Raw genomic sequence first — 22,852 nt, forward strand, 5'->3', positions numbered from 1 at the left:
ATTCCAACTGCGGTGACAAATGGGATGGCGCTGAATTATCCGAGCTGATCGTCAGCGTTTCCCACTTGGCAGGACGAGATGTGCGTCACGTTGACACGATTCCCCGTCCTGTGCGGCGTCGACTATGGATTAGTCGCCGCGTCGCGGTTCGGGGAGATGGGCCGCGTACTGCTCGGCCTCGTGCCGGTTCTGGCTGACGTCTAGCCACGCCCGACTGTTCTGGTCGTACACGGAGTACGTCCAGATGCAGTCGTCGTTCACGTAGCCCGATATCGCGCGGTGCGAGGGTTCGGACATCGCGTACTCCTGAAGAATCGGCGGAATGTGTGTCTCATGATGCGACATTCGGAAGTCCGTCGCGAGTGGTGTCACCCGGACGGCGGCCACCAGGATAACAGGATGACATTCCGTGTTCGCGAGTGCCGATGCAAGTGCGCGGGGCAATTGTCAAATCCAGCGAAAAGATACCGGCAATAGCCGACGCTATTTACCAGCGGAATCCGATCAGGACGCCACCGTGACGCGACCGGCATCTGCCGCGGGTGTGTCGCGGCCGGGTCGCACCATCGCGGGCATCGTGACGCACGAGGTCAGGCCCCCGATGATCATGAGCACGGTGACCCCGGAGCCGATCAGCAGCGCGCCGACGAAGAACGTGCCCGCGACCCAGAATGACATTTGCCGCCGCGCGGCCGAGATCACTGCGAGCAGTGCGACACCCGTGAGACCGAGGGCGGGGACCACGCCGTAGAAGAACGCCTCGAAGCCGGGTAGCTCGTGGATCGAGCGGGAGATGGCGGACATCTCGCTCCGTGCCCCCGCGCGGAATCCGACAACAAGGTCAATCACCATCTGACCGGTCATCGCGACCGTACCGACGACCCCCGCGAGTGCGACCCCGCCGACCGCGATCCGCTCGGCCGGGTGCCGGGCGGCGTTCCGGACCCGCGACCACAGGGTTGCGATGACGACGAACATCGCGAGGTTCCCGACGATGTACGCGAGGTGCGCGGCGGTCCACAGCGGGAGCGCGATCGTCCGGTCCAGATCGGGATTGGGTTTCCAGCCGAGCTTCATGCCCAGCACGCCGAGCAGCAGAAACAACGGCGCGACGACGAAGGCGGTTCTGATCATTGACGGTTCTCCCCGTGATGTGGCGGCGGAGAAACCGTGTCACCCGGTGAACCCCGCCACATCCGGGTAAGGCCCTTGGTCATCCCCTAAGGGACCCGAACGAACGGTCCATCACCACGTCCACCGGCCCGTTTCCGTCGGTGCCCCCTTCTACGCTGGATTCCGGGGGCCGGCGGCCACCCGCGTTCGTCACTTTGGGTAGGCGTTCACTTCGGAGAGTTTTGTACCTGCGGAGTTGGGTACCCCCGTCCGGTCAGCTACGCCTGTGCTTCTGGTGGGGGCAGGCGTTTGCCCAGGTCGGAGGGAAAACATGACGTCGGCTCACGCGGACGGTGCTGCTGGTCGGGTGGCAGAACCCGATGCGAAGACACTGCGGCGGGCGATATCCGCGTCCGCTATCGGCAATATGACCGAATGGTTCGACTATGGGGTCTACGCGTACACCGCGGTCTACATCGGTGACGCGTTCTTCCCGAGCGAGAACGAGACGGCGTCCACTTTGGGTAGTTTGCTCGTCTTCGCGGTGTCGTTCCTCATCCGGCCGCTCGGCGGCATGGTGTGGGGACCGCTCGGCGACCGGCTCGGCAGGCGGCGGGTCCTCGCGACCACGATCCTGCTCATGGCCGCGGCGACCTTCTGCGTCGGCATCCTCCCCGGCTACGTCACCATCGGCATCCTCGCGCCGATCGGCCTCATCGTGCTCCGGATGATCCAGGGCTTCTCGACCGGCGGCGAGTACGGCGGCGCGGCCACCTTCATGGCCGAGTACGCGCCCGACCGCAAGCGCGGTCGCTTCGGGTCGTTCCTCGAGTTCGGCACGCTCGCCGGTTTCACCCTCGGCGCCACGCTCGTGCTGATCACCGAGCTGGTCGTCGGCCCAGAGAACATGGCCGACTGGGGCTGGCGCCTGCCGTTCCTCGTCGCCGCGCCGATGGGCCTCATCGGGCTCTACCTGCGGAGCAGGCTCGAGGACACGCCCGTGTTCCGCGAGGCCGAGGCCGAGGGCAAGATCGACCACGAGACCAAGACGTACCTGCGTGACCTGCTCAAGTACTGGAAGCCGCTCGTCCTGCTGATGGGCCTGGTGGTCACGCTCAACATCGCGAACTACACGCTGCTCGCCTACATGCCCACCTACCTCGAGGGCGAGATCGGGCTCTCCTCGCGGGCGTCGCTCGTCCTGATCATCATCGGGCAGACCGCGATGATGCTGGTGGTCCCGTTCTCCGGTGCGCTGTCAGACCGGGTCGGCCGCAAGACCATGTGGTGGATCAGCATCGTCGGGTTGTTCGTGCTGGCGATCCCGTTGTTCAAGCTGATGGGCGCCGGCTTCGCGCAGGCGATCATCGCGTTCGCGATCCTGGGCCTGCTGTACGTGCCGCAGCTGTCGACCATCTCCGCGATGTTCCCGGCCATGTTCCCGACGAAGGTGCGGTACGCGGGCTTCGCCATCGCCTACAACGTGTCCACGTCGCTGTTCGGTGGCACCGCGCCCGCCGTGAACCAGGCGTTGATCAACTCCACCGGCGACCAGCTCATGCCCGCCTACTACATGATGGCCGCCTGTGTGGTCGGTGCGGTCGCGCTGTGGTTCGTGCCGGAGACGCGGGCGTGCTCCATCCGCGGCGACGGCATCCCGGGTATCGACACCAAGCCGCAGATGGAGCCGGTGCAGGTGAAAGCCGCCGCGGTTTGACCTGACCGGCAGGCCGGCGGTGGTCACCGGTGGGTACTCGAGGATCGGCATCGAGACGACGAAGGCGCTCGTGCACGCGGGCGCCTTCGTCGTGGAGGACGGTCGGCGCGGAGATGATCGAGCTGACCGGGGTGGACGCCGTCACACACGGATGACGGCGAAGGTGTCCGGTGCGAGGGTGACGCCCTCGTCCCGGACCTCGGCGGTGCCGATGAGCACCTCCCGGCTGTTCACGGCGACCTCGGCGGTGGTCGTGCCCAGGTTCACCAGCACCCGCAGCGAACCGCGGTGCAGCACGAGCGCACCGTCCACATGCGCCACCCGGTAGCGGTCCAGCCGCGGGTCGGACAGCTCGGGGTGCTTGCGGCGCAAGGCGATCAGCGCGCGGTAGGTGTCGTACACCGCCCGGTGTGCCGGGTCGGTCAGCTCGCCCCACGGCAGTGTCGACCGCGCGACGGTCGACACGTCCATCGGGTCGGGGACCTCCGACGCGCCCCAGCCGTGCTCGGCGAACTCCTCGCGGCGGCCGTCGCGGACCGCCCGCGCCAGCTCCGGGTCCTCGAACGACGCGAAGAACTGCCACGGTGAGCTCGCGGCCCACTCCTCACCCATGAACAGCATCGGCGTGTACGGCGACGTCAGCACGATCGCGGCGCCGCACAGCTGGCGTGCGGGGGAGATCGTCGCGGTCAGCCGGTCGCCCTGTGCGCGGTTGCCGATCTGGTCGTGGTTCTGCAGGTAGGCGAGGAAGCGGTGACCGGAGACGCGGGTGCGGTCGAACGGGCGGCCGTGCGTGCGCCGCCGGAACGACGACCAGGTGCCGGCGTGGAAGAAAGCGCTCTCCAAGGTCTTCTCCAGCGCACCCGGCGCGCCGAAGTCCGTGTAGTAGCCCTCGACCTCACCGGTGAGCGCGACGTGCAGTGCGTGGTGGATGTCGTCGCACCACTGTGCGGTCAGGCCGTAGCCGCCCGCGTCGCGGGACGTGACGAGCCGGGCGTCGTTGAGGTCCGACTCGGCGATCAGGGAGAGCGGTCTCCGAAGCCCCGTGGCCAGGGCGTCCACCTCGGTCGCGAGCTCTTCGAGCAGGTGCGTCGCGCCCTTGTCCACCAGCGCGTGGACGGCGTCGAGGCGCAGCCCGTCGACGTGGAAGTCGCGCAGCCAGCCGAGCGCGTTGTCGATGACGTACCGGCGGACCTCGTCGGAGAGCGCTCCATCGAGGTTGAGCGCGGGCCCCCAGATGGTGCGGCCCGCGAAGTAGGGGCCGAAGCGGTCGAGGTAGGCGCCGGACGGGCCGAGGTGGTTGTAGACGACGTCGAGCAGCACGCCGAGGCCGCGGTGGTGGCAGGCGTCGACGAACCGTTTGAACGCGTCGGGGCCGCCGTAGGGTTCGTGCACCGCGCCCCACGCGACGCCGTCGTAGCCCCAGCCCGCGGTGCCGTCGAACGCGTTGACCGGCAGCACCTCCACGAAGTCGATGCCCAGGTCGACGAGGTGGTCGAGGTGGTCGAGCGCGGCGTTGAACGTGCCCTGCTCGGTGAAGGTGCCCACGTGCAGTTCGTAGATCACGCTGCCGGGGAGCGCTCTCCCGGTCCACGCGTCGTCGGTCCAGTCGAACGCGTCGTGGGAGTAGCGGCGCGACGGGCCGTGCACCCCGGCGGGCTGCCAGGCGGAACGCGGGTCGGGGAGCGCTCTCCCGCCACGATCGTCATCGTCGTCCAGGAGGAACGCGTAGTCGGTGCCCTCGCCCGTGCCGGGAACGTCGGCGTGCCACCAGCCGCGGTCGTCACGGGTCATGTCGTGGACGCCCGGGCCGATCTGAAGGCGTACGCGGTCGCGTTCGGGGGCCCAGACGGAGAAGTGGGTCAACGGTTTCCTCGCAGCAGGAGGGCGACGGGGTAGCGGGAGAGCAGGTCGGCGAGGGCGGCACAGCGCGGCTCGGGTCCGACGTCGACGGGGTTGCCGGTGAGCAGGTTGCGCCAGGTGCCCGGGCCGGCCGGCAGCGGGAGAGCGCTCTCCCGCCATCCGTTCCTGGCCAGCCTCACCGGTAGCCGCGTGGCGACGACGACCAGTTCGGGACTGCGTGCGAAGGCGAGCACGTGCTCGGCGGCGGGGCCTTCCGCGGCGAGTGGGCGGTAGCCGGTGAACAGGTCGGGCCGGTCGCGGCGCAGGCGCAGCACCTGGCGGACGACGTGCAGCTTGGCGGCGCCGGTGTCGTCGACGTCGGGGAGCCAACCGTCCTCCAGGCGGCTCAGGAACCGCTGCCGCGCGGCGAAGTCGACCGGTCGCCGGTTGTCGGGGTCCACCAGGGACAGGTCGAACAGGTCGGTGCCCTGGTAGACGTCCGGCACACCCGGTCCGGCGAGCTGGACGATCTTCTGGCCGAGCGCGTTGGACCAGCCGGGGCCCGCGATCCGCGCCACGAACTCCTCGATCTCGGCGCCGAGGTCGGCGATGACCTTGTCCGGCCATTCGGCGACGGCGGCCTCGAAGGCCTCGTCGTGGTCGGTCCAGGAGGTGCGGACCTTGGCTTCCTTGGCGGCTTTGTCGAGGTAGGCGCGGAGCCGGTCGGCGCTGATCGGCCAGGCGCCGACGAGCGACTGCCAGGCGAGGTCGTTCAGCGAGGGCTCGTCGATGCCGTGCTTAGCGGACCATCGCGTGACGGTCGCCGCCCACTCGTCCGGGATCTCCGAGAGCACGGCGAGCCGCGCCCGCACGTCCTCGGAGCGCTTCGTGTCGTGTGTGGACAGTGTGGTCATGGTGCGTGGCCATCCGGCGGCCCGCGCGGCGGCGCGGGTGTGGAACTCGTCGGGGGTGACACCGAACCGGTCGGGCGCGCCGCCGACCTCGTTGAGCGCGACAAACCGGTTCCACCGGTAGAAGGCGGTGTCCTCGACGCCCTTGGCGACGACCATGCCAGAGGTCTGCTGGATGCGGGTGGCCAGTTCGCCGCGCGGGTCGGTCCGCACGGCGTGGTCGACGGAGTCGATGTCGTCGGCGAGGTCCGGGTTGGCCTGCTTGGCGCCGGAGACGGCCGCGGTCCAGTTGTCGAGGCCTTCGGGGAGGTAGGACCGGTACACCGGGAAGGCGACCATGATCTCGGCGATCGCCTCGGGCGCCACGTTCGCGAGCACGGCGATCCGCCGCATCTCGGCGACGAGCGAGGTACGCGTGATGAGCCGACGGCACTCGGTCTCGACCTCATGGAGGGTCGGCCTCCGGCCCCCGGTTTCCACGCTACCGGAAGGGCCCGACAGTCCTCGGGGGTTGTCCACAGGGCCGCCGTCGGCGACGGGGTTGTCCACAGCCTCGGCGCCACGCGCGGATTCCTGTCGGTGCTCCCCAGTACGCTGGATTTCGGGGGGCCGGAGGCCACGCTCCGCCGAGTTGTCCACAGGGTGGGTCTCGGCGGCCGGGTTGTGTCGGTGCTCACCGGTAGGCTGGTTGTCGGGGGGCCGGAGGCCGCCACCGAGATGAGCGAGCGCCGTCAGGGCGGGTTCGCCCGCCGGGTCGACGAACACGCCGCAGATCTCGCGCAGTGCGTCGTACCCCGTGGTGCCGTCCACCGGCCAGGACGCCGGCAGCGACTCGTCCACCGCGAGGATCTTCTCCACCACCAGCCACGCGTCCGGCGCCTCGGCCCGCAGCCTGCGCATGTACGCGCCCGGGTCGGCCAGACCGTCCGGGTGGTCCACCCGCAGCCCGGCCACCTCGCCCGCGCGCACCCATCGCAGCACCTCGCCGTGCGTGGCCTCGAAGACCGCGGGGTCCTCCACCCGCACGCCCGCCAGCGTCGTGATGTCGAAGAACCGGCGGTACGTCAGCTCCGCGTTGCCCTCACGCCAGTTCACCAGCCGGTAGTGCTGCCGGTCGTGCACCTCCCGCGGTGTCCCGCCCGCCGTCCCCGGCGCCAGCGGGAACTCGTGCTCGAAGTACACGAGGCGGTCGTCGCGCACCGACAGGTCGTCCAGTGAGTCCGAGCCCAGGACCGGCAGGAGGATCCTGCCCCGGGACCAGTCGACGTCGAAGTACCTCGCGTACGCCGAGTCCGGGCCGTGTCGCAGCACGTCCCACCACCACGGGTTCGCCGACGGAACCTCCACCGACATGTGGTTCGGCACGATGTCGACCACCACCGACAGACCCGACGCCTGTGCGGTGGACACCAGCCTGCGGCGCGCCTCCTCGCCACCCAGTTCCGCCGACGCCCCCGTCGGGTCCACCACGTCGTAGCCGTGGGTCGAGCCCGGGGACGCCGTCAGCAACGGCGACGTGTAGACCGCGGACACCCCCAAGCGGGCCAGATAGTCCACAACGGACACCGCGGCGTCCAATGTGAACTTCGGGCTGATCTGCAGGCGATAGGTCGACGTGATCACTCGCTGGTCCCCGTGCGCTGCAACACGATCAACGACCGGGCGGGCACCGGGACCACCGTGCCCGCGTCGAACGACCGACCCTCCGCGGGTCCGCCGCCGTTCGGCTCCAGCACCTCGCCGGTGAACGTGTCCAGCACGACCGTCCACTTGGTACCGTAGCTGTCGTCCGGCAGCGTCGTCTCGATCTCGTCGTCGTGGGCGTTGAAGCACATCAGGAACGACTCGTCGGTGACGCGTCCGCCTCTGCGGTCCAGGTCCGGGATGCCCTCGCCGTTCAGGAACACGACGATCGACCGGCCGAAGCCGGACTCCCAGTCCTCGTCGGACATCTCCTCGCCCGCCGGGGTGAACCACGCGATGTCGCGCAGCTCCTCGCCCTTGCGGATCGGTCTCCCCGCGAAGAACCGGCGGCGGCGGAACACCGGGTGGCTGTGCCGAAGGTCGACCACGCCGGTCACGAAGTCCACCAGCTCGCCGTTGGTCTCCAGCAGCGACCAGTCCACCCACGACAGTTCGTTGTCCTGGCAGTACGCGTTGTTGTTGCCCCGCTGGGTCCGGCCCAGCTCGTCACCGTGCAGCAGCATCGGAACGCCCTGCGACAACAACAGCGTGGCGATCATGTTCCTGCGTTGCCGCGCCCGCAGCTCGGTGACCTTCTCGTCGTCGGTCGGACCCTCGGTGCCGTGGTTCCACGAACGGTTGTCGTTGGCGCCGTCGCGGTTGTCCTCGCCGTTCGCCTCGTTGTGCTTGTCGTTGTAGGACACCAGGTCGTTGAGCGTGAACCCGTCGTGCGCGGTCACGAAGTTGATCGACGCGTACGGGCGCCTGCCGTCGTCCTGGTACAGGTCCGACGAACCGGTGATGCGGGACGCGAACTCGCCGAGCGTCGCGGGCTCGCCGCGCCAGAAATCCCTGACCGTGTCGCGGAACTGGCCGTTCCACTCCGTCCACAGTGGTGGGAAGTTGCCCACCTGGTAGCCACCGGGGCCGACGTCCCACGGTTCCGCGATCAGCTTGACCTGGCTGATCACCGGGTCCTGCTGCACCAGGTCGAAGAACGTCGACAGCCGGTCCACGTCGTAGAACTCGCGGGCCAGCGTCGCCGCGAGGTCGAAGCGGAAACCGTCGACGTGCATCTCGTTCACCCAGTACCGCAGCGAGTCCATGATCAGCTGCAGCGTGTGCGGGTTGCGGACGTTCAGCGAGTTGCCCGTCCCCGTGTAGTCCATGTAGTACCGCTTGTCGTCCTCGACGAGCCGGTAGTACGCCTCGTTGTCGATGCCTCGCATGGACAACGTCGGGCCGAGCTGGTTGCCCTCGGCGGTGTGGTTGTAGACCACGTCGAGGATCACCTCGATGCCAGCCTCGTGCAGCGTCCGGACCATGGCCTTGAACTCCTGGACCTGGTTGCCGGCCGCCGAGTGCGTCGCGTACTCGTCGTGTGGCGCGAAGTACGCGATCGTGTTGTAGCCCCAGTAGTTCCGCAAGCCCTTCTCGATCAGCCCGTGGTCGTGGAGGAACTGGTGCACCGGCATCAGCTCGACCGCCGTCACACCGAGCGTGTTCAGGTAGTCGATCATCACCGGGTGCGCGAGGCCCGCGTACGTGCCGCGCAGCTCCTCCGGGATGTCCGGGTGCAACTTGGTCAGGCCGCGGACGTGCGCCTCGTAGATGACCGTCTCGTTGTACGGGATGTTCGGCGACCGGTCGTTCGCCCAGTCGAAGAACGGGTTCACGACCACGCCGAGCATGGTGTGCCCGGCCGAGTCCTCGTCGTTGCGGCTCTCCGGCTCGCCGAAGTTGTAGCCGAACGCCGCCTGGTCCCACGCGACCTGACCGGTGACGGCTTTCGCGTACGGGTCGAGCAGCAGCTTGTTCGGGTTGCACCGCAGCCCGCGCGCCGGGTCGTACGGCCCGTGGACCCGGTAGCCGTAGCGCTGTCCGGGGTTGACGTTCAGCAGGTAGCCGTGGTGCACGAAGCCGTCGACCTCGGGTAGGCGGACGCGGGTCTCGTTGCCGTTCTCGTCGAACAGGCACAGTTCGACCCGCTCCGCGACCTCCGAGAACAACGCGAAGTTGGTGCCGGCGCCGTCGTAGGTGGCGCCGAGCGGATAGGGAGAACCTGGCCAGGGCTGCACGCCTGCTCCTCACGAGAATCGATTCTGTGCCCCTACCACCGTAGAGCGCTGGGGTCGGGGCGCTACCGCCAACGGACTGTCAGTTGGGTGATACCCCATCAGGTCGCGCGTCACGCAACGCAGCGACGGCGGCCCGCAACGTGGGGTCGGCCAGCAGTGCGTCGACCTCCAGGGGGAGCGGAATTCGCCAGTTCGGGTACTCGTCGACCGTCCCGGGCAGATTGGGTTGACGCGGTTCGCCGAGAGCGTCCTGCGGTGACGTCAGCAGGAGACGGCTCGCCGCTGTCGCCAGCAGCCGGTGCAAGGCGACGACGAGGTCCTCTTCTGACGGGTCGTCCGGGAGCAGCCCGTGCGCGTCCAGTGCCGCCAGCATCTCCTCCTTCGCGGTCTCGGCGCGGGCGTACTCGGCGTCCGGGTCGCCGACCAGCCCCAGCTCGGCACGCACCCGCACGTTCTCCCCGCGGAGGAACCCCGACGTGGTCGGCAGGTCGTGGGTCGAGATGCTCGCCATCGCGTCGGCGGGCCAGCGCTTCGGCGGCAGCAGCGGCTCGCCCGGTTCGCCGGCGTCGCGTTCGAAGTACAGCACCGACGAGCTGAGCACGCCCCGGTCGTGCATGGCGTCGGTGACCTCGTCGGGCACGGTGCCTAGGTCCTCGCCGACGACCATCGCACCCGCGAGGTGCGCCTCGAGCGCGAGGATGCCGAGCATGGCGTCGGCGTCGTAGTACACGTACGTGCCCTCGCTCGCCGGGTGGCCCGGCGGGATCCACCACAGCCGGAACAGGCCGGCGATGTGGTCGACGCGGATGCCGTCGGCGTGCCGCAGCACGCTGCGGATCACGTCGCGGAAAGGGCGGTAGCCCTGCTCGGCGAGCTTGTCGGGGCGGAACGGCGGCAGGTTCCAGTCCTGGCCCTGCTGGCTGAAGGCGTCCGGGGGCGCGCCGACGGTGACGTCGGAGGCCAGCACGTCCTGGAGCGCCCACGCGTCCGCGCCCGCCGGGTCCACGCCGACCGGCAGGTCGTGGACGATTTTCGCCGTGGTGGCCTGGCGCGCGGCCGTGAGCTGCTGTTCGCACAGCCGCTGCAGCCACGCGTGGAAGGCGATGCGGTCGGCCAGCACCTCGTCGCGGGCGGTGGCGACGGCCGGGTGGGCAGGGTCGCGCAGGTAGGACGGCCATTTCCGCCAGTCGGAGCCGCGCCGTTCGGCGAGCGCGCAGAAGGTGGCGAAGTCGCGCAGGTCGTCTGGCATGTCCTGGGGCGTGCCCGGCCACAGCAGTTCGAGGGCGCGGAGCTTCGCGGTCCACGCGGCGTCGTAGTCGATCAGGTCCGCGTGCGGTGGGGCGAGGGCGAGCACGGCGTCCTTCGTCGCCGCGTCGGCGCGGGCGAACTCGTCGGTCTCGGTGATGCGCAGGTAGATCGGGTTGGCGAAACGGCGGCTCGACGGCGAGTACGGGGAGCGCTGCACCGGCAAGGTGGGCGTGATGGCCTGCACGGGGTTGACCAGGACCACGCCCGCGCCCGAGGCGTTCGTGAAGTCGCGCAGGTCGGCGTAGTCGCCGATGCCCCACGAGGCGGGGGAGCGCAGTGCGTAGAGCTGCAGCATCCAGCCCCAGGCCGGGGCCACTGGCGGCAGGCGACGCGGTGTGACGATCAGCTCGTGGCCGTCATCGAGTCGGTGATACCCGAGTGGGGGAGTGTCCGGGCCTTCCCGGACAACCTTCACCTTGGGCGGTGGCGGAGTGCTCTCGTCCACACCCATCTCGGTGAGCACGGCACGCACCACGTCGTCCGCCACCGTGACCCGGTGGCGGTCGGCGTTCTCGTACCAGGTGGCAACTCCGTGCGCGCGGGCGAGCGCACTCAGCTGTTGGTCCATCCGGTAAGGATGTCAGTGCATGCGTTGGTTCGGCACGACGCGCAGGGCGTCACGAGCCGCGAGCAGGGCCACCCTCGCGTGCTCGGTGTCGGCCTGGGCGAGGCTGATGCGGGCGTCCCGCACCTGGCGCGCCGCGGGTGCGATCCGGCAGGTCTCCCCCGCGGCCGCGGTCCACGCGAGCGCGGTGCGCAGGACGTCGTCGAGGTGGGTGAGGTCCGCGTCGCCTGCTCCCAGCCTGGTGAGCACGACGTCCACGGCACGACCGAGCCGCTCACCCGGCACGGGCAACGGCCGCTTGCGTACGGGGGGAACCCGTCTTGGGGACTGCACGGACAACTGTTGCTTGGTCACCGCGACCCTCCAGCTTGTTCAGGTGATGCCGGCAGGGGCCCCTTCAGTCCCGCGGCAAACCTGAATGCCCTGATCCTCGCACTCTTGAACCCGATAACCCAGTCCGCACCCGAATGATTGACCAGCGACACAAAGAGTTAACGCCCAACCCCGCGAGTCGCGCGCGAGAACACCGCGAGTCGCGCGCCACGACACATCGAGTTGTACGTTTCGTGCTGGTCCGCGCGGGCGCGAGGTGCACGAAACGTGCAACTCGTTCTGCCTGGGGGCGCGACTCGCGGTGTCTGGGGGCGCGACTCGCTATATGTGTGGGGGCGCGACTCGCGGGTTTTCAGGGTGGTTCGGCTCAGGTGGTCTGCTTGGCGGGTGGTTTCCGGGAGGCGGTAGCGGGGGGCCAGGGTGAGGGTCAGAGCGCATGCTGTCGGCAGGTCGATCTTGTGGCCTACCGACACGAAGACCGGTTTGACCTGTGGCTGGGTGCGTAGGGCCGCGCCCACCTCTTCGGCCTGGTCCACCAACGGGGTGGTGGCGCCTCGTGTTGGTGCCGGTGGGGCGTAGTCACCCATTGGGGTCTTTGCGACTCCGATCGTGGGGAGACCGGTTACCACGCCCAGGTGGCATGCCAGGCCGAACCGGCGCGGGTGGGCGAGGCCGTGGCCGTCGGCGACCAGTAGGTCCGGGGTCGTGCGCAGGTGGGACAGCGCCGTCAGCAACGCGGGCAGCTCGCGGAACGCGAACAGGCCCGGCACGTAGGGGAACTCGGTCTCGCCGACCGCTGTCGCCGACTCCAGTACCTCGCCCGTCGCGACGTCGATCGTCACCACGGCCGCCGCGATCACCGGCGAGTCGATCGCGTACGCGACGTCGAGACCCGTCGCCGTGCGCGGCGCGAAGTCCGGCGGCGGGGTCCTGATCACCGACGGTGCCAGCGCCGACTGCAGCGCGACGGCCTCCTCGACGGTGGACGGAACCAGCACCGGGCGACGATATCGGCCTCGGGCCACGCTCGGGTACCGGTGCGACAGCGGTCCGGACAGCGCGCCGCGGACCGTGCCGCTGCCCGACGTCAGATTCGTGCGGACACCGGCCTACCCCGCGTGACCACCGTGGACCTGGCCCTCGGTGCCCTCGTGAACAGCCTGCTGAAGAACGACAGGCGCTGGACCTGCGCACGCCGTGCCGCGTCGCGGGCCTGCTCCATGCGGTAGCTCATCTCGGCGCTGACGACTTCCTGCGTGATGAACATCGATCTCATTCCCCTCGTTTCGGTGACAAGGAGAAGAGTCGTCCTGAGGCCGGTGCCCGGGCATCGGACGATCACGCACCAAACCCCTTACCTCGGCCGGTGAGGCCCGCCGGAAGGGGTGGGTAAGGGGTCAGGCGCCGGGTAGGGCGAGCCATTCCGCCCAGCTGAGGTCCCTGCCGATGTACCTGGGCTTCTCGAACGGCCAGACCCGCGCGATCCACCTCGGCACGAGGACGTCGAGCGCGTCCTCCAACGGCGTGCCGACCTTCTCGTCGACGACCCACCAGCTGATCTCCGCGTCCGCGCCTGCTCTCTCCGGCGGGTCGATGTAGACACAGCCGAACAGCGCGCTCTCGTCGAGGTTCAGCAACGCGTAGTTGAACGACTCGTGCGCCTCGATCTCCCGCTCGTGCCTGGCCAGGTCCGCGCGGTCCTCCTCGACGGTCATGGTGGCGGGCGGCCATCCCCAGGCCTCGCCGTAGAACTCCCACAGCCGTTCCCGGGAACCCATCACCGCCGGGTAGTCGATCTCAGTGTGAGATTCACGGATGGGCTTCAGGTGGTACCCGTCGAGCACGGGCACACAGGTGGGATGCGTGAATTCGTCGGGAAGCCAGGCCATGCACGTCAACCTACTCGCGCAGGCCGCCCCGCACGCTCGGCCGCGTCGCCGGGCGACATGGTGATGTCGCGCTCGGCGAGCGTCAGCCTGTCGCGCCCGGACGGCTGCACGAGCGTGACGCCACGCTGGTTGCGCAGCCGCGGCTCGCGTGGCCGCGCGAGCCGGTCACCCCGCTGGCCGGGGAGTTCGTGCGGGTCGTGCGGGCCCTGGTGCATGCTGATGGCCGTGGTCAGTGAGCTTCCGGACAGTGCGCGGCGCAACCCCGAGCTGAGGCGCGTCGCCATGCGGCGGCAGATCGCCGAGGCCGGGTTCGTGCGCGTTGACGCGCTGGCCCGCGACTACGGCGTCAGCATCATGACCGTCCACCGCGACCTCGACGAGCTGGAGCGGCTCGGGTTCCTGCACAAGGTCCGCGGTGGCGCCACCAGCGCGCCGACCACCACCTTCCACGGCGACCTCGAACACCGCATGCAGGCGCAGGTCGACGCGAAGCTCGCCATCGCCCGCGAGGTGCTGCGGTCCGAAGTGGAGTCCGGGCAGGTGGTCGCGCTCGACGACAGCACCACCTCGCTCGTGCTCGCCCGGCTGCTGCCGGAGAAGGCGCCGCTGACCGTCGTCACGCACTTCCTGCCGGTCATCCGTGCGCTCGCCGCCCAGCCCGGCATCGAGCTGATCGGGCTCGGCGGCCGCTACGACGCCGCCTACGACTCGTTCCTCGGCCAGGTCACGGCCGAGGCCGCCGCCGGACTGCGCTACGACCTGCTGTTCCTGTCGACCACCGCGGTTGCCGACGGGGTCTGCTACATCCAGTCGCTCGACACGGTGATCACCCGTCGCGCGCTGATCGCGTCCGCGGCCCGCAGTGTCGCGCTCGTCGACCACACGAAGTTCGACCGGCGCGCGTTGCACCGGCTGGTCGGGTTGCGGGAGCTGGACCGGGTCGTGGTCGATGACGCGACGTCGGAGCAGGTGGTCCGGCGGGAGCGGGCGCGGGGTGCCACGGTCGACGTCGTTGCTAAGTGATGTGAAGTTCGGTCGGCGGTCGAACGTTTCAACCTGGGGATTTGCGACCGACTGACCAAGATCAATGTTAAAAGTTGCGAAGTTCTCCTGGGCGCGCTTGTAATACCGGACGTGGCAGACAGCGAAGTCGCGGTATGTGTCGACGCGGGCACGACCGTCATCAAGGCCGTCGTGTTCGACGCGGACGGGCGGGAACTGGTGGTCACCCGGCGCGACACCGAGGTGCGCCACCCGACCCGCGAACAGTGCGAACAGGACATGCACGAGGTGTGGGCCGCGGTCGTGGCGACCGTGCGTGAGGCGGTCGAACGGGTCGCCCGCCCGGTGCGGCTGCTGGCGGTCACCGCCCAGGGCGACGGCGCGTGGCTCGTCGACGCGGACGGCGAACCGCTGCGGCCCGCGGTCCTGTGGAACGACGGCCGCGCTGCCGACGTCGTCCGCGGCTGGCGTGCCGACGGCACCCTCGAGCGGGCCTACCGGATCAACGGCTCCCTCACCAACGCCGGCCTGCCGAACGCGATCCTGCGCAGCCTCGGCGAGACCCGCCCGCACACCGTGCTCACCTGCGGCGGCTGGCTGTACTCGAAGCTCACCGGTGTGCGCGGCATCGAGAAATCCGAGGCGTCCGCGCCCTGGCTCGAGATCCACGCGGGCGCGTACTCGACCGAGCTCACCGACCTGTACGGCATCGACCCGGACGTCCTGCCGCCGCTGCTGACCGACCAGGTCCACCCGCTGACCGCCACCGAGCTCGGTCTCCCGGCCGGCACGCCCGTGGTGCTCGCCCCGTACGACATCGTGACCACCGCGTTCGGCACCGGCGCCACCGCCGCGGGGCAGGCGACCTGCATCCTCGGCACGACCCTCTGCACGGAGATGCTCGTCGAGGCACCGGACACGACCGGTGAGCCGTCCGGCCTCACCCTCGACTTCGGCGTGCCCGGACTGCTGATGCGCTCGTTCCCCACGCTCGCGGGCACCGGCGTGATCGACTGGCTCGTCGACCTTCTCGGCCTCGCCGACCACGCCGAGGTCACCCAGCTCGCGTCACAGGCACCCGCGGGCGCGGACGGGCTGCGTGTCCTGCCGTACCTCTCACCTGCGGGAGAGCGCTCTCCCTTCCTGGACCCGGCCGCGAGCGGGCTCGTTACCGGCATGCTGTTCGGGCACGGCCGCGCCCACCTCGCGCGAGCCGTCCTCGAAGGGCTCGCCCACGTCATCCGCGACTGCCTCGACGCGGCCCCCGGCAGGCCGGTCGAGTTGGGGCTGTGCGGCGGCGGCGCGGCGAGTTCCCTGTGGTGCCAGGTGATCGCCGACATCACGGGCGTGCCCGCGGTGTCCACTGAGGACACCCAGGTTGGGGCGAAGGGCGCGCTCGTGTACGCGCTCTCCGCGCTCGGCGAGTACCCCGACCTGACGGCTGCCGCGGCCGCGCTCGTCCGGCCGTCCGCACGGTACGAACCGAACCCGGGAGAGCGCTCTCTCCACGAGGCCAGGCACGCCGAGTTCCTCGAGACCCGCGCGCTCGCGGCGACCAGGTGGGCCCAGTGGCGGTGACCTGGGTCGGTGTCGACGTCGGCACCCAGAGCATCCGCGCGCTGGCGGTCGACGACGACGGCCACACCGTCGCGGCGGCGAAGCGCCCACTGCGCGGCACTCGCTCGGGCACGCGGCACGAACAGGACCCCGACGCGTGGTGGGTGCTGGCCGCGGAAGCGCTCTCCGAGTTGGACCTACGTGGTCGCGAGGTCGGCGGCGTCGCCGTGTGCGCGACCTCGGGGACAGTCCTCCTGACCGACGCCGACGGCACGCCGCGCACCCCCGGCCTGATGTACGACGACGCCCGCGCGGGAGCGCTCTCCCGGCAGGCGCAGGAGGCGGGCGAGGCGCTGTGGACGCGGCTGGGCTACCGCATGCAGCCCGCGTGGGCACTGCCGAAGTTGTTGTGGTGGCGGGACAAGGGCCTGCTCGGCCCGGGCGTGCGGCTCGCGCACCAGCCCGACGTGGTCGCGGCCGCGCTCGTCGGCCACCCGGTCGCGAGCGACGCCAGCCACGCGTTGAAGACCGGCTACGACCTGATCGAGGACCGCTGGCCCGCCGAGGTGCTCGCGGCCCTGGACGTGTCGGAGAGCGCTCTCCCCGAGGTGGTCCGGCCGGGCACGGTGCTCGGCGAGCTGTGCGCCGAGGCGGCCGCGCTCACCGGGCTCCCGGCCGGGACGCCCGTGATCGCGGGCATGACCGACGGGTGCGCCGCGCAGCTCGCGGCCGGTGCGCTGGACGTGGGCGAGTGGAACTCCGTGCTCGGGACCACGTTGGCGCTCAAGGGGGTCAGCACGTCGCTGCCGCATGACCCGACCGGCGCCGTCTACTCCCACCGCGCGCCGCACGGCGACCTGTGGTTGCCCGGCGGCGCGTCGAGCACCGGGGCCGGGGCCGTGAGAGCGCTCTTCCCCGGCGCGGACCTGGACGTGTTGACCGCCGCCGCGGCCGAGGTGAAGGACGTGCCGCTGTGCTATCCGCTGGTCGGGCACGGAGAACGCTTTCCGTTCGTGGCGCCGGAGGCCCGCGGGTTCCTCGGCGACGGGCCGCTGACCGGCGACTCGGCGACGGTGTTCGCCGCCGTGTGCACCGGCGTCGCGCACGTCGAGCGGCTGTCGTTCGAGCTGCTGGCCTCGGCGGGCGCGGACGTGGGCGGGACCGTGACGTTCACCGGCGGCGGCGCGCGCAACGAGTGGTGGAACCAGCTGCGCTGCGACGTGCTGGGGGTACCGGTGCGGTTGCCGGCGAACCCCGAACCCGCGCTGGGCATGGCGGTGCTCGCGGCCGGCGCGCGGACGGGTGACATCCCCGCCGCGGCGAAGCGCCTGGTGCGGGTGCGCCGCACGCTGGAGCCGGACCTCACGCGGCACGCCGACCTGACGCCCGCGTACTCCTCGTTCGTCGCCGCGCTGACCGAACGCGGCTGGTGGAAGGGATGACTGTGCCAGAACCGATCCTGTTGGCGGGTGACCGGTTCGTGCTGAACCGGTTGCTGGCGGCCGAGCTGGCGCCGGACGCGTGGGACGTGCGGACGCTGGAGCTGCCGTGGCCGCACGTGCCGTTCGGCAAGGTCGCGGAGGTCGACGAGGCGTCCGATGTGGAGGACGCGCTCATCGAGTCGTTGCGGGGAGCCAGGGTGTGCCTGACGCAGATGGCTCCGCTCACGGCACGCGTTCTGGACGCCTGTCCCGATCTGGAACTGTTCGCGGTGTCGCGTGGCGGTCCGGTCAACGCGAACCTCGCCGCCGCCACCGAGCACGGGGTCGCGGTGACGTTCGCGCCCGGACGCAACGCCGAGTCGACCGCCGAGCACACCATCGGCATGATGCTCGCCGCCATGCGCCGGATCCCCGTGGCGCACGACAGCGTCGTGGCCGGACGGTGGGAGAGCGCGATGTTCGCCTACACCGAGACCGGGCTGGAGATCGCGGACAGCACGATCGGGCTCGTCGGCTACGGCGCGATCGGGTCGCGGGTGGCCGCGGCGTTGCGGGCCATGGGCGCGACCGTGCTGGTGGCCGACCCGTACGCGGACGTCGAGTCGGTGCCGCTCGACGAGCTGCTGCGACGGTCCACAGTGGTCTCACTGCACGCCAGGCTCACCGACGAGACGCGCGGCATGATCGGCGCGCGGGAAATCGCTCTCATGCCGGCGGGTTCGGTGCTGGTGAACTGCGCGCGCGGCGGCCTGCTCGACTACGACGCACTTGCCAAGGCGCTGACCGACGGCCACCTGTTCGCGGCCGCGGTCGACGTGTACGACGAGGAGCCGCTGCCCGCCGGGCATCCGCTGCGTGCGGCGCCGAACGTGGTGATGACGCCGCACCTCGCGGGCGCGAGCCGGGCCGTCGCGGCGCGCGCCGCCCGCATGGTCGGCGTCGAGGCCGCCCGCTGGCTCGCCGGTGAACCACCGCTGCACTGCGCGAACCCGGAGGTGCTGTCATGACCCGGCTCCTGTTGGCGCGGCACGCGGAAACCGTGTGGCACGAGGAGAACCGGTACGCGGGCGGACGCAGCGAGCCCGAGCTGACCGACCGGGGGCTGCGGCAGGCCGAGCAACTCGCGAAGACCGCGGTCGCGCTCGGTGTCGACGTGGTGGTCAGCTCGCCGCAGCGGCGTGCCGTCACCACCGCCACGCCAGCCGCGGAGGCGCTCGGGGTGCCGCTGCACCTGCGACCCGACCTCCGTGAGGTCGACTTCGGCGACCTCGAGGGCCACACGCTGTCCGAAATGGACCCCGAGGCCGTCCGCCGGTTCCGCCAGGACCCCGAGACCAACGCGTTCCCGAACGCCGAACCGCTCCAGGTCGCGGGGGAGCGGTGTGCCGCCGCGCTGCGGGCGGTCGACGCCGAACACGACGGGACCGTCCTCGTCGTCGCGCACAGCAGTCTGTTCCGCATCGGCCTGTGTGTCCTCATCGGACTGCCGGTCGCCCGGTACCGCCATGTCTTCCCCCTGCTGGAAAACGTCGCACTGACCGAGATCCGGTTGCCGACCGATCCTGCCCAGCCCGCTTCCCTGCTTTCCATGAACCGTTTGCCTTGAAAGGAACCGCCATGCGCCGACTCTCGGTCCTCGTCGCGGTGCTCGCGTTGGTCGTCTCCGCCTGCTCGTCCGGTAACGGTGGTGGCGGCGACGCGGCTGGCGCCAAGATCGCCTTCCTGATGCCGGACATCGCGTCGACCCGTTACGAGCTGTACGACAGCCCGCTGTTCAAGGCGAAGATGAAGGAGCTGTGCTCCGACTGCGAGGTCATCTACCAGAACGCGCAGGCCGACGCGTCCCGCCAGCAGCAGCAGGCGAACTCCGCGCTCGCCCAGGGCGTGAAGGCCATCGTGATCGACCCGGTGGACTCGACGGCCGCGGCGTCCATCGTCAACACGGCCCGTGCGCAGGGTGTGCCGGTGATCGCCTACGACCGGCCGATCCCGTCGACCCCGGCCGACTACTACATCTCGTTCGACAACGAGAAGATCGGTAAGTCCATCGGCGACTCGCTCGTCGCGCACCTGAAGGAGACCGGCGCGAAGGGTGGGATCCTGCAGGTCAACGGCTCGCCGACGGACGCGGCCGCCGGGTTGATCAAGAAGGGTATCCACTCCGCCATCGACGACAGCGGGTTCGAGCTGCTCGCCGAGTACGACACGCCGGACTGGCAGCCGTCGAAGGCGCAGGACTGGGTGTCCGGCCAGATCACCCGCTTCGGCGACAGGATCGTCGGCGTGGTCGCCGCGAACGACGGCACGGGCGGCGGCGCGATCGCCGCGTTCAAGGCCGCGGGCGTCACCCCGGTACCGCCGGTGACCGGCAACGACTTCGAGGTCGCCGCCGCGCAGCGGGTCGTGGCGGGCGACCAGTACAACACGATCTCCAAGCCGATCAAGATCGTCGCGGAGGCCGCGGCCGAGGTGGCGTACCAGTTCGTCAAGGGGGAGAAGCCCGAGGGCAAGACGATGCTCTTCGACACGCCGTCGCAGCTGTTCGACCCGACCGTGGTGACGCTCGACAACCTCGCGGAGGTGCTGTCGAAGTCCGAGCAGATCAAGCCGTCCGAGGTGTGCGTGAAGGAGTACGCGGCGGCGTGCACGGAGCACGGGGTGGCCTGATGACCGCGACAACGGACACCGCTGTCCTGTCACTGCGAGCCATCAGCAAGAACTTCGGCGCGGTCGCCGCGCTCACCGACGTCGACCTCGACGTGTCCGCCGGTCAGGTCGTGGCGGTCGTGGGCGACAACGGTGCCGGCAAGTCCACGTTGGTCAAGGTGCTGTCGGGGGTGCACCGGCCGGACGCGGGGACGATCACGTTCGCCGACCGGCCGGTGACCATCGGCAGTCCGGCGGCCGCGCACGCGCTCGGCATCGCGACCGTGTTCCAGGACCTCGCGTTGTGCGAGAACCTGAACGTGGTGGAGAACCTGTTCCTGGGCAGGGAGATCCGGCGCGGGCGGCTCGACGAGGTCGCGATGGAGACCAGGTCGTGGGAGCTGCTGCGGCAGCTGTCGGCGAAGATCCCGACGGTCCGGATCCCGGTGGCGTCGCTGTCGGGTGGGCAGCGGCAGACGGTCGCGATCGCGCGGTCCCTGCTCGGTGACCCGAAGATCATCATCCTGGACGAGCCGACCGCCGCGCTCGGCGTCGAGCAGACCGCGGAGGTGCTGAACCTCATCGAGCGGCTGCGCGAGCGCGGTCTCGGCGTGATCATGATCAGCCACAACATGGAGGACGTGCGTGCGGTCGCCGACCGCATCGTGGTGCTGCGGCTGGGTCGCAACAACGGCGAGTTCGACGCGGCCGAGGTGACCACCGAGGACCTGGTGGCCGCGATCACCGGCGCTGCGGACAACGTGGCCACACAACGCGCCAGGAGGAACCATGGCTGAAGCCGCGCGAGTCGCGCGCTCAGACACCGCGAGTCGCGTGCTCCAGCACACCGAGTTGCGTTTTCGTGCGGGTGCTCCTACGCGAAGTCGACAACTCGCCCTGTCTGGGAGCGCGACTCGCGGGTCTCGAACGGGAGAGTTGCGAACCGAGGTCGCGCGAGTCGCGTGTGCGGACACCGCGAGTCGCGTGCTCCGGCGTATCGAGTTGCGTTTTCGTGCGGGTGCTCCTGCACGAGGTCGACAACTCGCCATGTTCGGGAGCGCGACTCGCGCTGTTCGAGAGCGAGACTCGCGATGACTCAGGTGAAGGCTGCTGCGCCTGCGATGGACCTGCTCGACGAGCGGTTGCGGCGTGGCGACGGGGTCAGGGGTGTGCTCGGGGCGGTTGCCGAGCGGGTCCGTGGTGGGGACCTCGGGGTGTTGCCGATCGTGGTCGGGTTGGTCGTGATCTGGACGGTGTTCCAGCTCCTCAACCCCGTGTTCCTGTCGAGCGCGAACCTCGTGAACCTGCTGATGGAGAGCGTGTCTGTCGGGATCATCGCGCTCGGCGTCGTGTGCGTGCTGCTGGTCGGGCAGATCGACCTGTCGGTCGGGTCGGTCAGCGGGCTGTCCGCGGCGCTCACGGCGGTCACGTTCGTCGACGCCGGCTGGCCGTTCTGGGCGTCGATCCTCGCCGCGATCGCGGCGGGCGGGGCGATCGGCTGGGTGTACGCGCAGATGGTGACGCGGCTGGGTGTGCCGTCGTTCGTCGCCACCCTCGCCGGGCTGCTCGGGTTCCTCGGGTTGCAGCTTTGGCTGCTCGGCAGCAAGGGCACGATCAACCTGCCGTTCGACTCCGGGCTGGTGCACTTCGCGCAGCTCGCGTTCGTGCCGGCATGGCTGTCGTACGTGCTGGTGGTCCTCGCGGCCGGTGGGATCTTCGTGACCGGGTACTCGCTGGCCCGCGCCCGCCGTGCCGCCGGGCTGTCCGCACGGTCCACCCTGCTGCTCGTCATCCGCAGCGTGGCAGTGCTGGTGGCGCTGGGTTTCGCGGTCTGGTACCTGAACCAGGCCCGCGGCGTCGGCTGGATGTTCGTGACGTTCGTCGCGCTGGTGCTGGTGATGAACTACGTGCTCACCCGCACCGCGTGGGGCCGCGCCGTGTTCGCGATCGGCGGCAACGTCGAGGCGGCCCGGCGCGCCGGCATCAACGTGAAACGCATGTACACCAGCGTGTTCATGCTGTGCAGCTCGCTCGCGGCGGTGGGTGGACTGATCGCCGCGGCGCGTCTGGCGGCGGCGAACCAGGCGAGCGGCGCCGGTGACGTGAACCTGAACGCGATCGCGGCGGCCGTCATCGGTGGCACCAGCCTGTTCGGCGGGCGGGGAAGCGCGTTCTCGGCGCTGCTGGGCATCCTGGTGATCCAGTCCATCTCAAGTGGACTGACACTGCTCGACCTCGACTCGTCGTTCCGTTTCATGGTGACGGGTCTGGTGCTGGCGCTGGCCGTCGCGCTCGACTCGGTGGCCCGACGGTCACGGGCGGCACATGGGCGCGCCTAGGTCGCTGCTCAGCAGTTGGACCAGCGCCTGACCGAGGTGTTTGCGGAGTTCGGGGGAGAGCCCGGCGACGAGTTTGCCGAGTTCCTCCCCCACTTCCGTTTTGAAGGCGTGCGCGGCCTGGCAACCGGTCTCGGTCGGCGCGACGTTCAACGCCCGGCGGTCGCCGGGCACCGCCGTGCGTTCCGCCAGGCCGCGGCGCTCGACACGGTCGACCAGGCCGGTGAGTGCCGCACGCTCCACGCCGAAGTGGTTGGCCAGGTCGGCCATGCCCCGCGGGCCGTCCGCGATCACGCACAGCAGCTTGGCCTGCACGGGCGTGAGGTCGTGGTTTTCGGAGACGCGGGCGTAGACGTCCTGGACCAGGAACGACAGCCGCACCAACCCGGCGGTCACTTGCGCGATCTCCTCCACGGCCCTACGGTACCCG

General features: G+C 70.1%; 21 protein-coding genes and 1 pseudogene. 10 read left to right on the forward strand and 12 right to left on the reverse strand.

Annotation, left to right across the window (positions count from 1 at the left end):
* Positions 1-129: 129 nt before the first annotated feature.
* Positions 130-297 (reverse strand): hypothetical protein, encoded by a 168-nt coding sequence (locus ACIBVP_RS30680; RefSeq protein ID WP_396109859.1) that lies wholly within the window; start codon positions 295-297, stop codon positions 130-132.
* Between the two features lie 207 nt (positions 298-504).
* Positions 505-1,134, reverse strand: a complete 630-nt coding sequence (locus tag ACIBVP_RS30685; RefSeq protein ID WP_396109860.1) for a hypothetical protein — start codon at positions 1,132-1,134, stop codon at positions 505-507.
* 406 nt (positions 1,135-1,540) lie between these two features.
* Here ACIBVP_RS30685 and ACIBVP_RS30690 point away from each other — a divergent pair, with 406 nt between their 5' ends.
* Entirely contained in the window at positions 1,541-2,830 is a 1,290-nt protein-coding gene (locus ACIBVP_RS30690) for an MFS transporter (RefSeq protein ID WP_396109861.1), read from the forward strand.
* Positions 2,829-2,939, forward strand: a pseudogene (locus tag ACIBVP_RS30695) (oxidoreductase); the annotation flags it as partial. The gene ACIBVP_RS30690 and the pseudogene ACIBVP_RS30695, both read left to right, overlap by 2 nt.
* 32 nt (positions 2,940-2,971) lie before the next feature.
* Here the strand turns inward: ACIBVP_RS30695 and treZ are convergent.
* The 9 genes from treZ to ACIBVP_RS30740 form a co-directional block, all read right to left on the reverse strand.
* On the reverse strand, positions 2,972-4,696 hold the full coding sequence (gene treZ / locus ACIBVP_RS30700; protein ID WP_396109862.1) for a malto-oligosyltrehalose trehalohydrolase: 1,725 nt from the start codon (positions 4,694-4,696) through the stop codon (positions 2,972-2,974).
* Positions 4,693-7,203: an alpha-amylase family glycosyl hydrolase gene (locus tag ACIBVP_RS30705; protein ID WP_396110014.1), complete on the reverse strand. Its 2,511-nt coding sequence runs from the start codon at positions 7,201-7,203 to the stop codon at positions 4,693-4,695. Before ACIBVP_RS30705 ends, treZ begins: the two co-directional genes overlap by 4 nt.
* A complete protein-coding gene (gene glgX, locus ACIBVP_RS30710) occupies positions 7,203-9,344 on the reverse strand; it encodes a glycogen debranching protein GlgX (protein ID WP_396109863.1) in 2,142 nt (713 codons plus the stop codon). Before glgX ends, ACIBVP_RS30705 begins: the two co-directional genes overlap by 1 nt.
* 79 nt (positions 9,345-9,423) lie before the next feature.
* Positions 9,424-11,220, reverse strand: a complete 1,797-nt coding sequence (gene malQ, locus ACIBVP_RS30715; RefSeq protein ID WP_396109864.1) for a 4-alpha-glucanotransferase — start codon at positions 11,218-11,220, stop codon at positions 9,424-9,426.
* A gap of 12 nt (positions 11,221-11,232) precedes the next feature.
* On the reverse strand, positions 11,233-11,571 hold the full coding sequence (locus ACIBVP_RS30720; RefSeq protein WP_396109865.1) for a hypothetical protein: 339 nt from the start codon (positions 11,569-11,571) through the stop codon (positions 11,233-11,235).
* A gap of 137 nt (positions 11,572-11,708) precedes the next feature.
* On the reverse strand, positions 11,709-12,548 hold the full coding sequence (locus tag ACIBVP_RS30725; RefSeq protein WP_396109866.1) for an endonuclease V: 840 nt from the start codon (positions 12,546-12,548) through the stop codon (positions 11,709-11,711).
* An 89-nt stretch (positions 12,549-12,637) separates the two neighbouring features.
* Positions 12,638-12,826, reverse strand: coding sequence for a hypothetical protein (locus tag ACIBVP_RS30730; protein ID WP_396109867.1), 189 nt, complete (start codon positions 12,824-12,826; stop codon positions 12,638-12,640).
* 121 nt (positions 12,827-12,947) lie between these two features.
* On the reverse strand, positions 12,948-13,439 hold the full coding sequence (locus tag ACIBVP_RS30735) for a GNAT family N-acetyltransferase (RefSeq protein ID WP_396109868.1): 492 nt from the start codon (positions 13,437-13,439) through the stop codon (positions 12,948-12,950).
* A gap of 5 nt (positions 13,440-13,444) precedes the next feature.
* Positions 13,445-13,723, reverse strand: a complete 279-nt coding sequence (locus ACIBVP_RS30740) for a hypothetical protein (RefSeq protein ID WP_396109869.1) — start codon at positions 13,721-13,723, stop codon at positions 13,445-13,447.
* Between ACIBVP_RS30740 and ACIBVP_RS30745 the strand changes: the two genes are divergently transcribed.
* The 8 genes from ACIBVP_RS30745 (at position 13,722) to ACIBVP_RS30780 (ending at position 22,425) form a co-directional block, all read left to right on the forward strand.
* On the forward strand, positions 13,722-14,462 hold the full coding sequence (locus ACIBVP_RS30745) for a DeoR/GlpR family DNA-binding transcription regulator (RefSeq protein ID WP_396109870.1): 741 nt from the start codon (positions 13,722-13,724) through the stop codon (positions 14,460-14,462). The genes ACIBVP_RS30740 and ACIBVP_RS30745 overlap by 2 nt on opposite strands.
* A 111-nt stretch (positions 14,463-14,573) precedes the next feature.
* Positions 14,574-16,019, forward strand: a complete 1,446-nt coding sequence (locus ACIBVP_RS30750) for an FGGY family carbohydrate kinase (protein ID WP_396109871.1) — start codon at positions 14,574-14,576, stop codon at positions 16,017-16,019.
* Entirely contained in the window at positions 16,010-17,440 is a 1,431-nt protein-coding gene (locus ACIBVP_RS30755; RefSeq protein ID WP_396109872.1) for an FGGY-family carbohydrate kinase, read from the forward strand. The genes ACIBVP_RS30750 and ACIBVP_RS30755 overlap by 10 nt, the downstream gene beginning before the upstream one ends.
* Positions 17,437-18,447, forward strand: coding sequence for a 2-hydroxyacid dehydrogenase (locus tag ACIBVP_RS30760; RefSeq protein WP_396109873.1), 1,011 nt, complete (start codon positions 17,437-17,439; stop codon positions 18,445-18,447). Before ACIBVP_RS30755 ends, ACIBVP_RS30760 begins: the two co-directional genes overlap by 4 nt.
* Complete coding sequence (locus tag ACIBVP_RS30765) at positions 18,444-19,046, forward strand: histidine phosphatase family protein (protein ID WP_396109874.1); 603 nt, start codon at positions 18,444-18,446, stop codon at positions 19,044-19,046. Before ACIBVP_RS30760 ends, ACIBVP_RS30765 begins: the two co-directional genes overlap by 4 nt.
* Before the next feature lie 11 nt (positions 19,047-19,057).
* Positions 19,058-20,107, forward strand: coding sequence for a sugar ABC transporter substrate-binding protein (locus tag ACIBVP_RS30770; protein WP_396109875.1), 1,050 nt, complete (start codon positions 19,058-19,060; stop codon positions 20,105-20,107).
* Positions 20,107-20,883: an ATP-binding cassette domain-containing protein gene (locus tag ACIBVP_RS30775; RefSeq protein ID WP_396109876.1), complete on the forward strand. Its 777-nt coding sequence runs from the start codon at positions 20,107-20,109 to the stop codon at positions 20,881-20,883. The genes ACIBVP_RS30770 and ACIBVP_RS30775 overlap by 1 nt, the downstream gene beginning before the upstream one ends.
* Positions 20,884-21,177: 294 nt before the next feature.
* Positions 21,178-22,425, forward strand: a complete 1,248-nt coding sequence (locus tag ACIBVP_RS30780) for a sugar ABC transporter permease (protein WP_396109877.1) — start codon at positions 21,178-21,180, stop codon at positions 22,423-22,425.
* On the opposite strand, the gene ACIBVP_RS30785 is transcribed toward ACIBVP_RS30780, so the two are convergent.
* On the reverse strand, positions 22,399-22,836 hold the full coding sequence (locus ACIBVP_RS30785) for a MarR family winged helix-turn-helix transcriptional regulator (protein WP_396109878.1): 438 nt from the start codon (positions 22,834-22,836) through the stop codon (positions 22,399-22,401). The genes ACIBVP_RS30780 and ACIBVP_RS30785 overlap by 27 nt on opposite strands.
* Positions 22,837-22,852: the final 16 nt, after the last annotated feature.

It is taken from the genome of Actinophytocola sp. NPDC049390 (genome assembly GCF_044466355.1).
GTDB lineage: Bacteria > Actinomycetota > Actinomycetes > Mycobacteriales > Pseudonocardiaceae > Actinophytocola.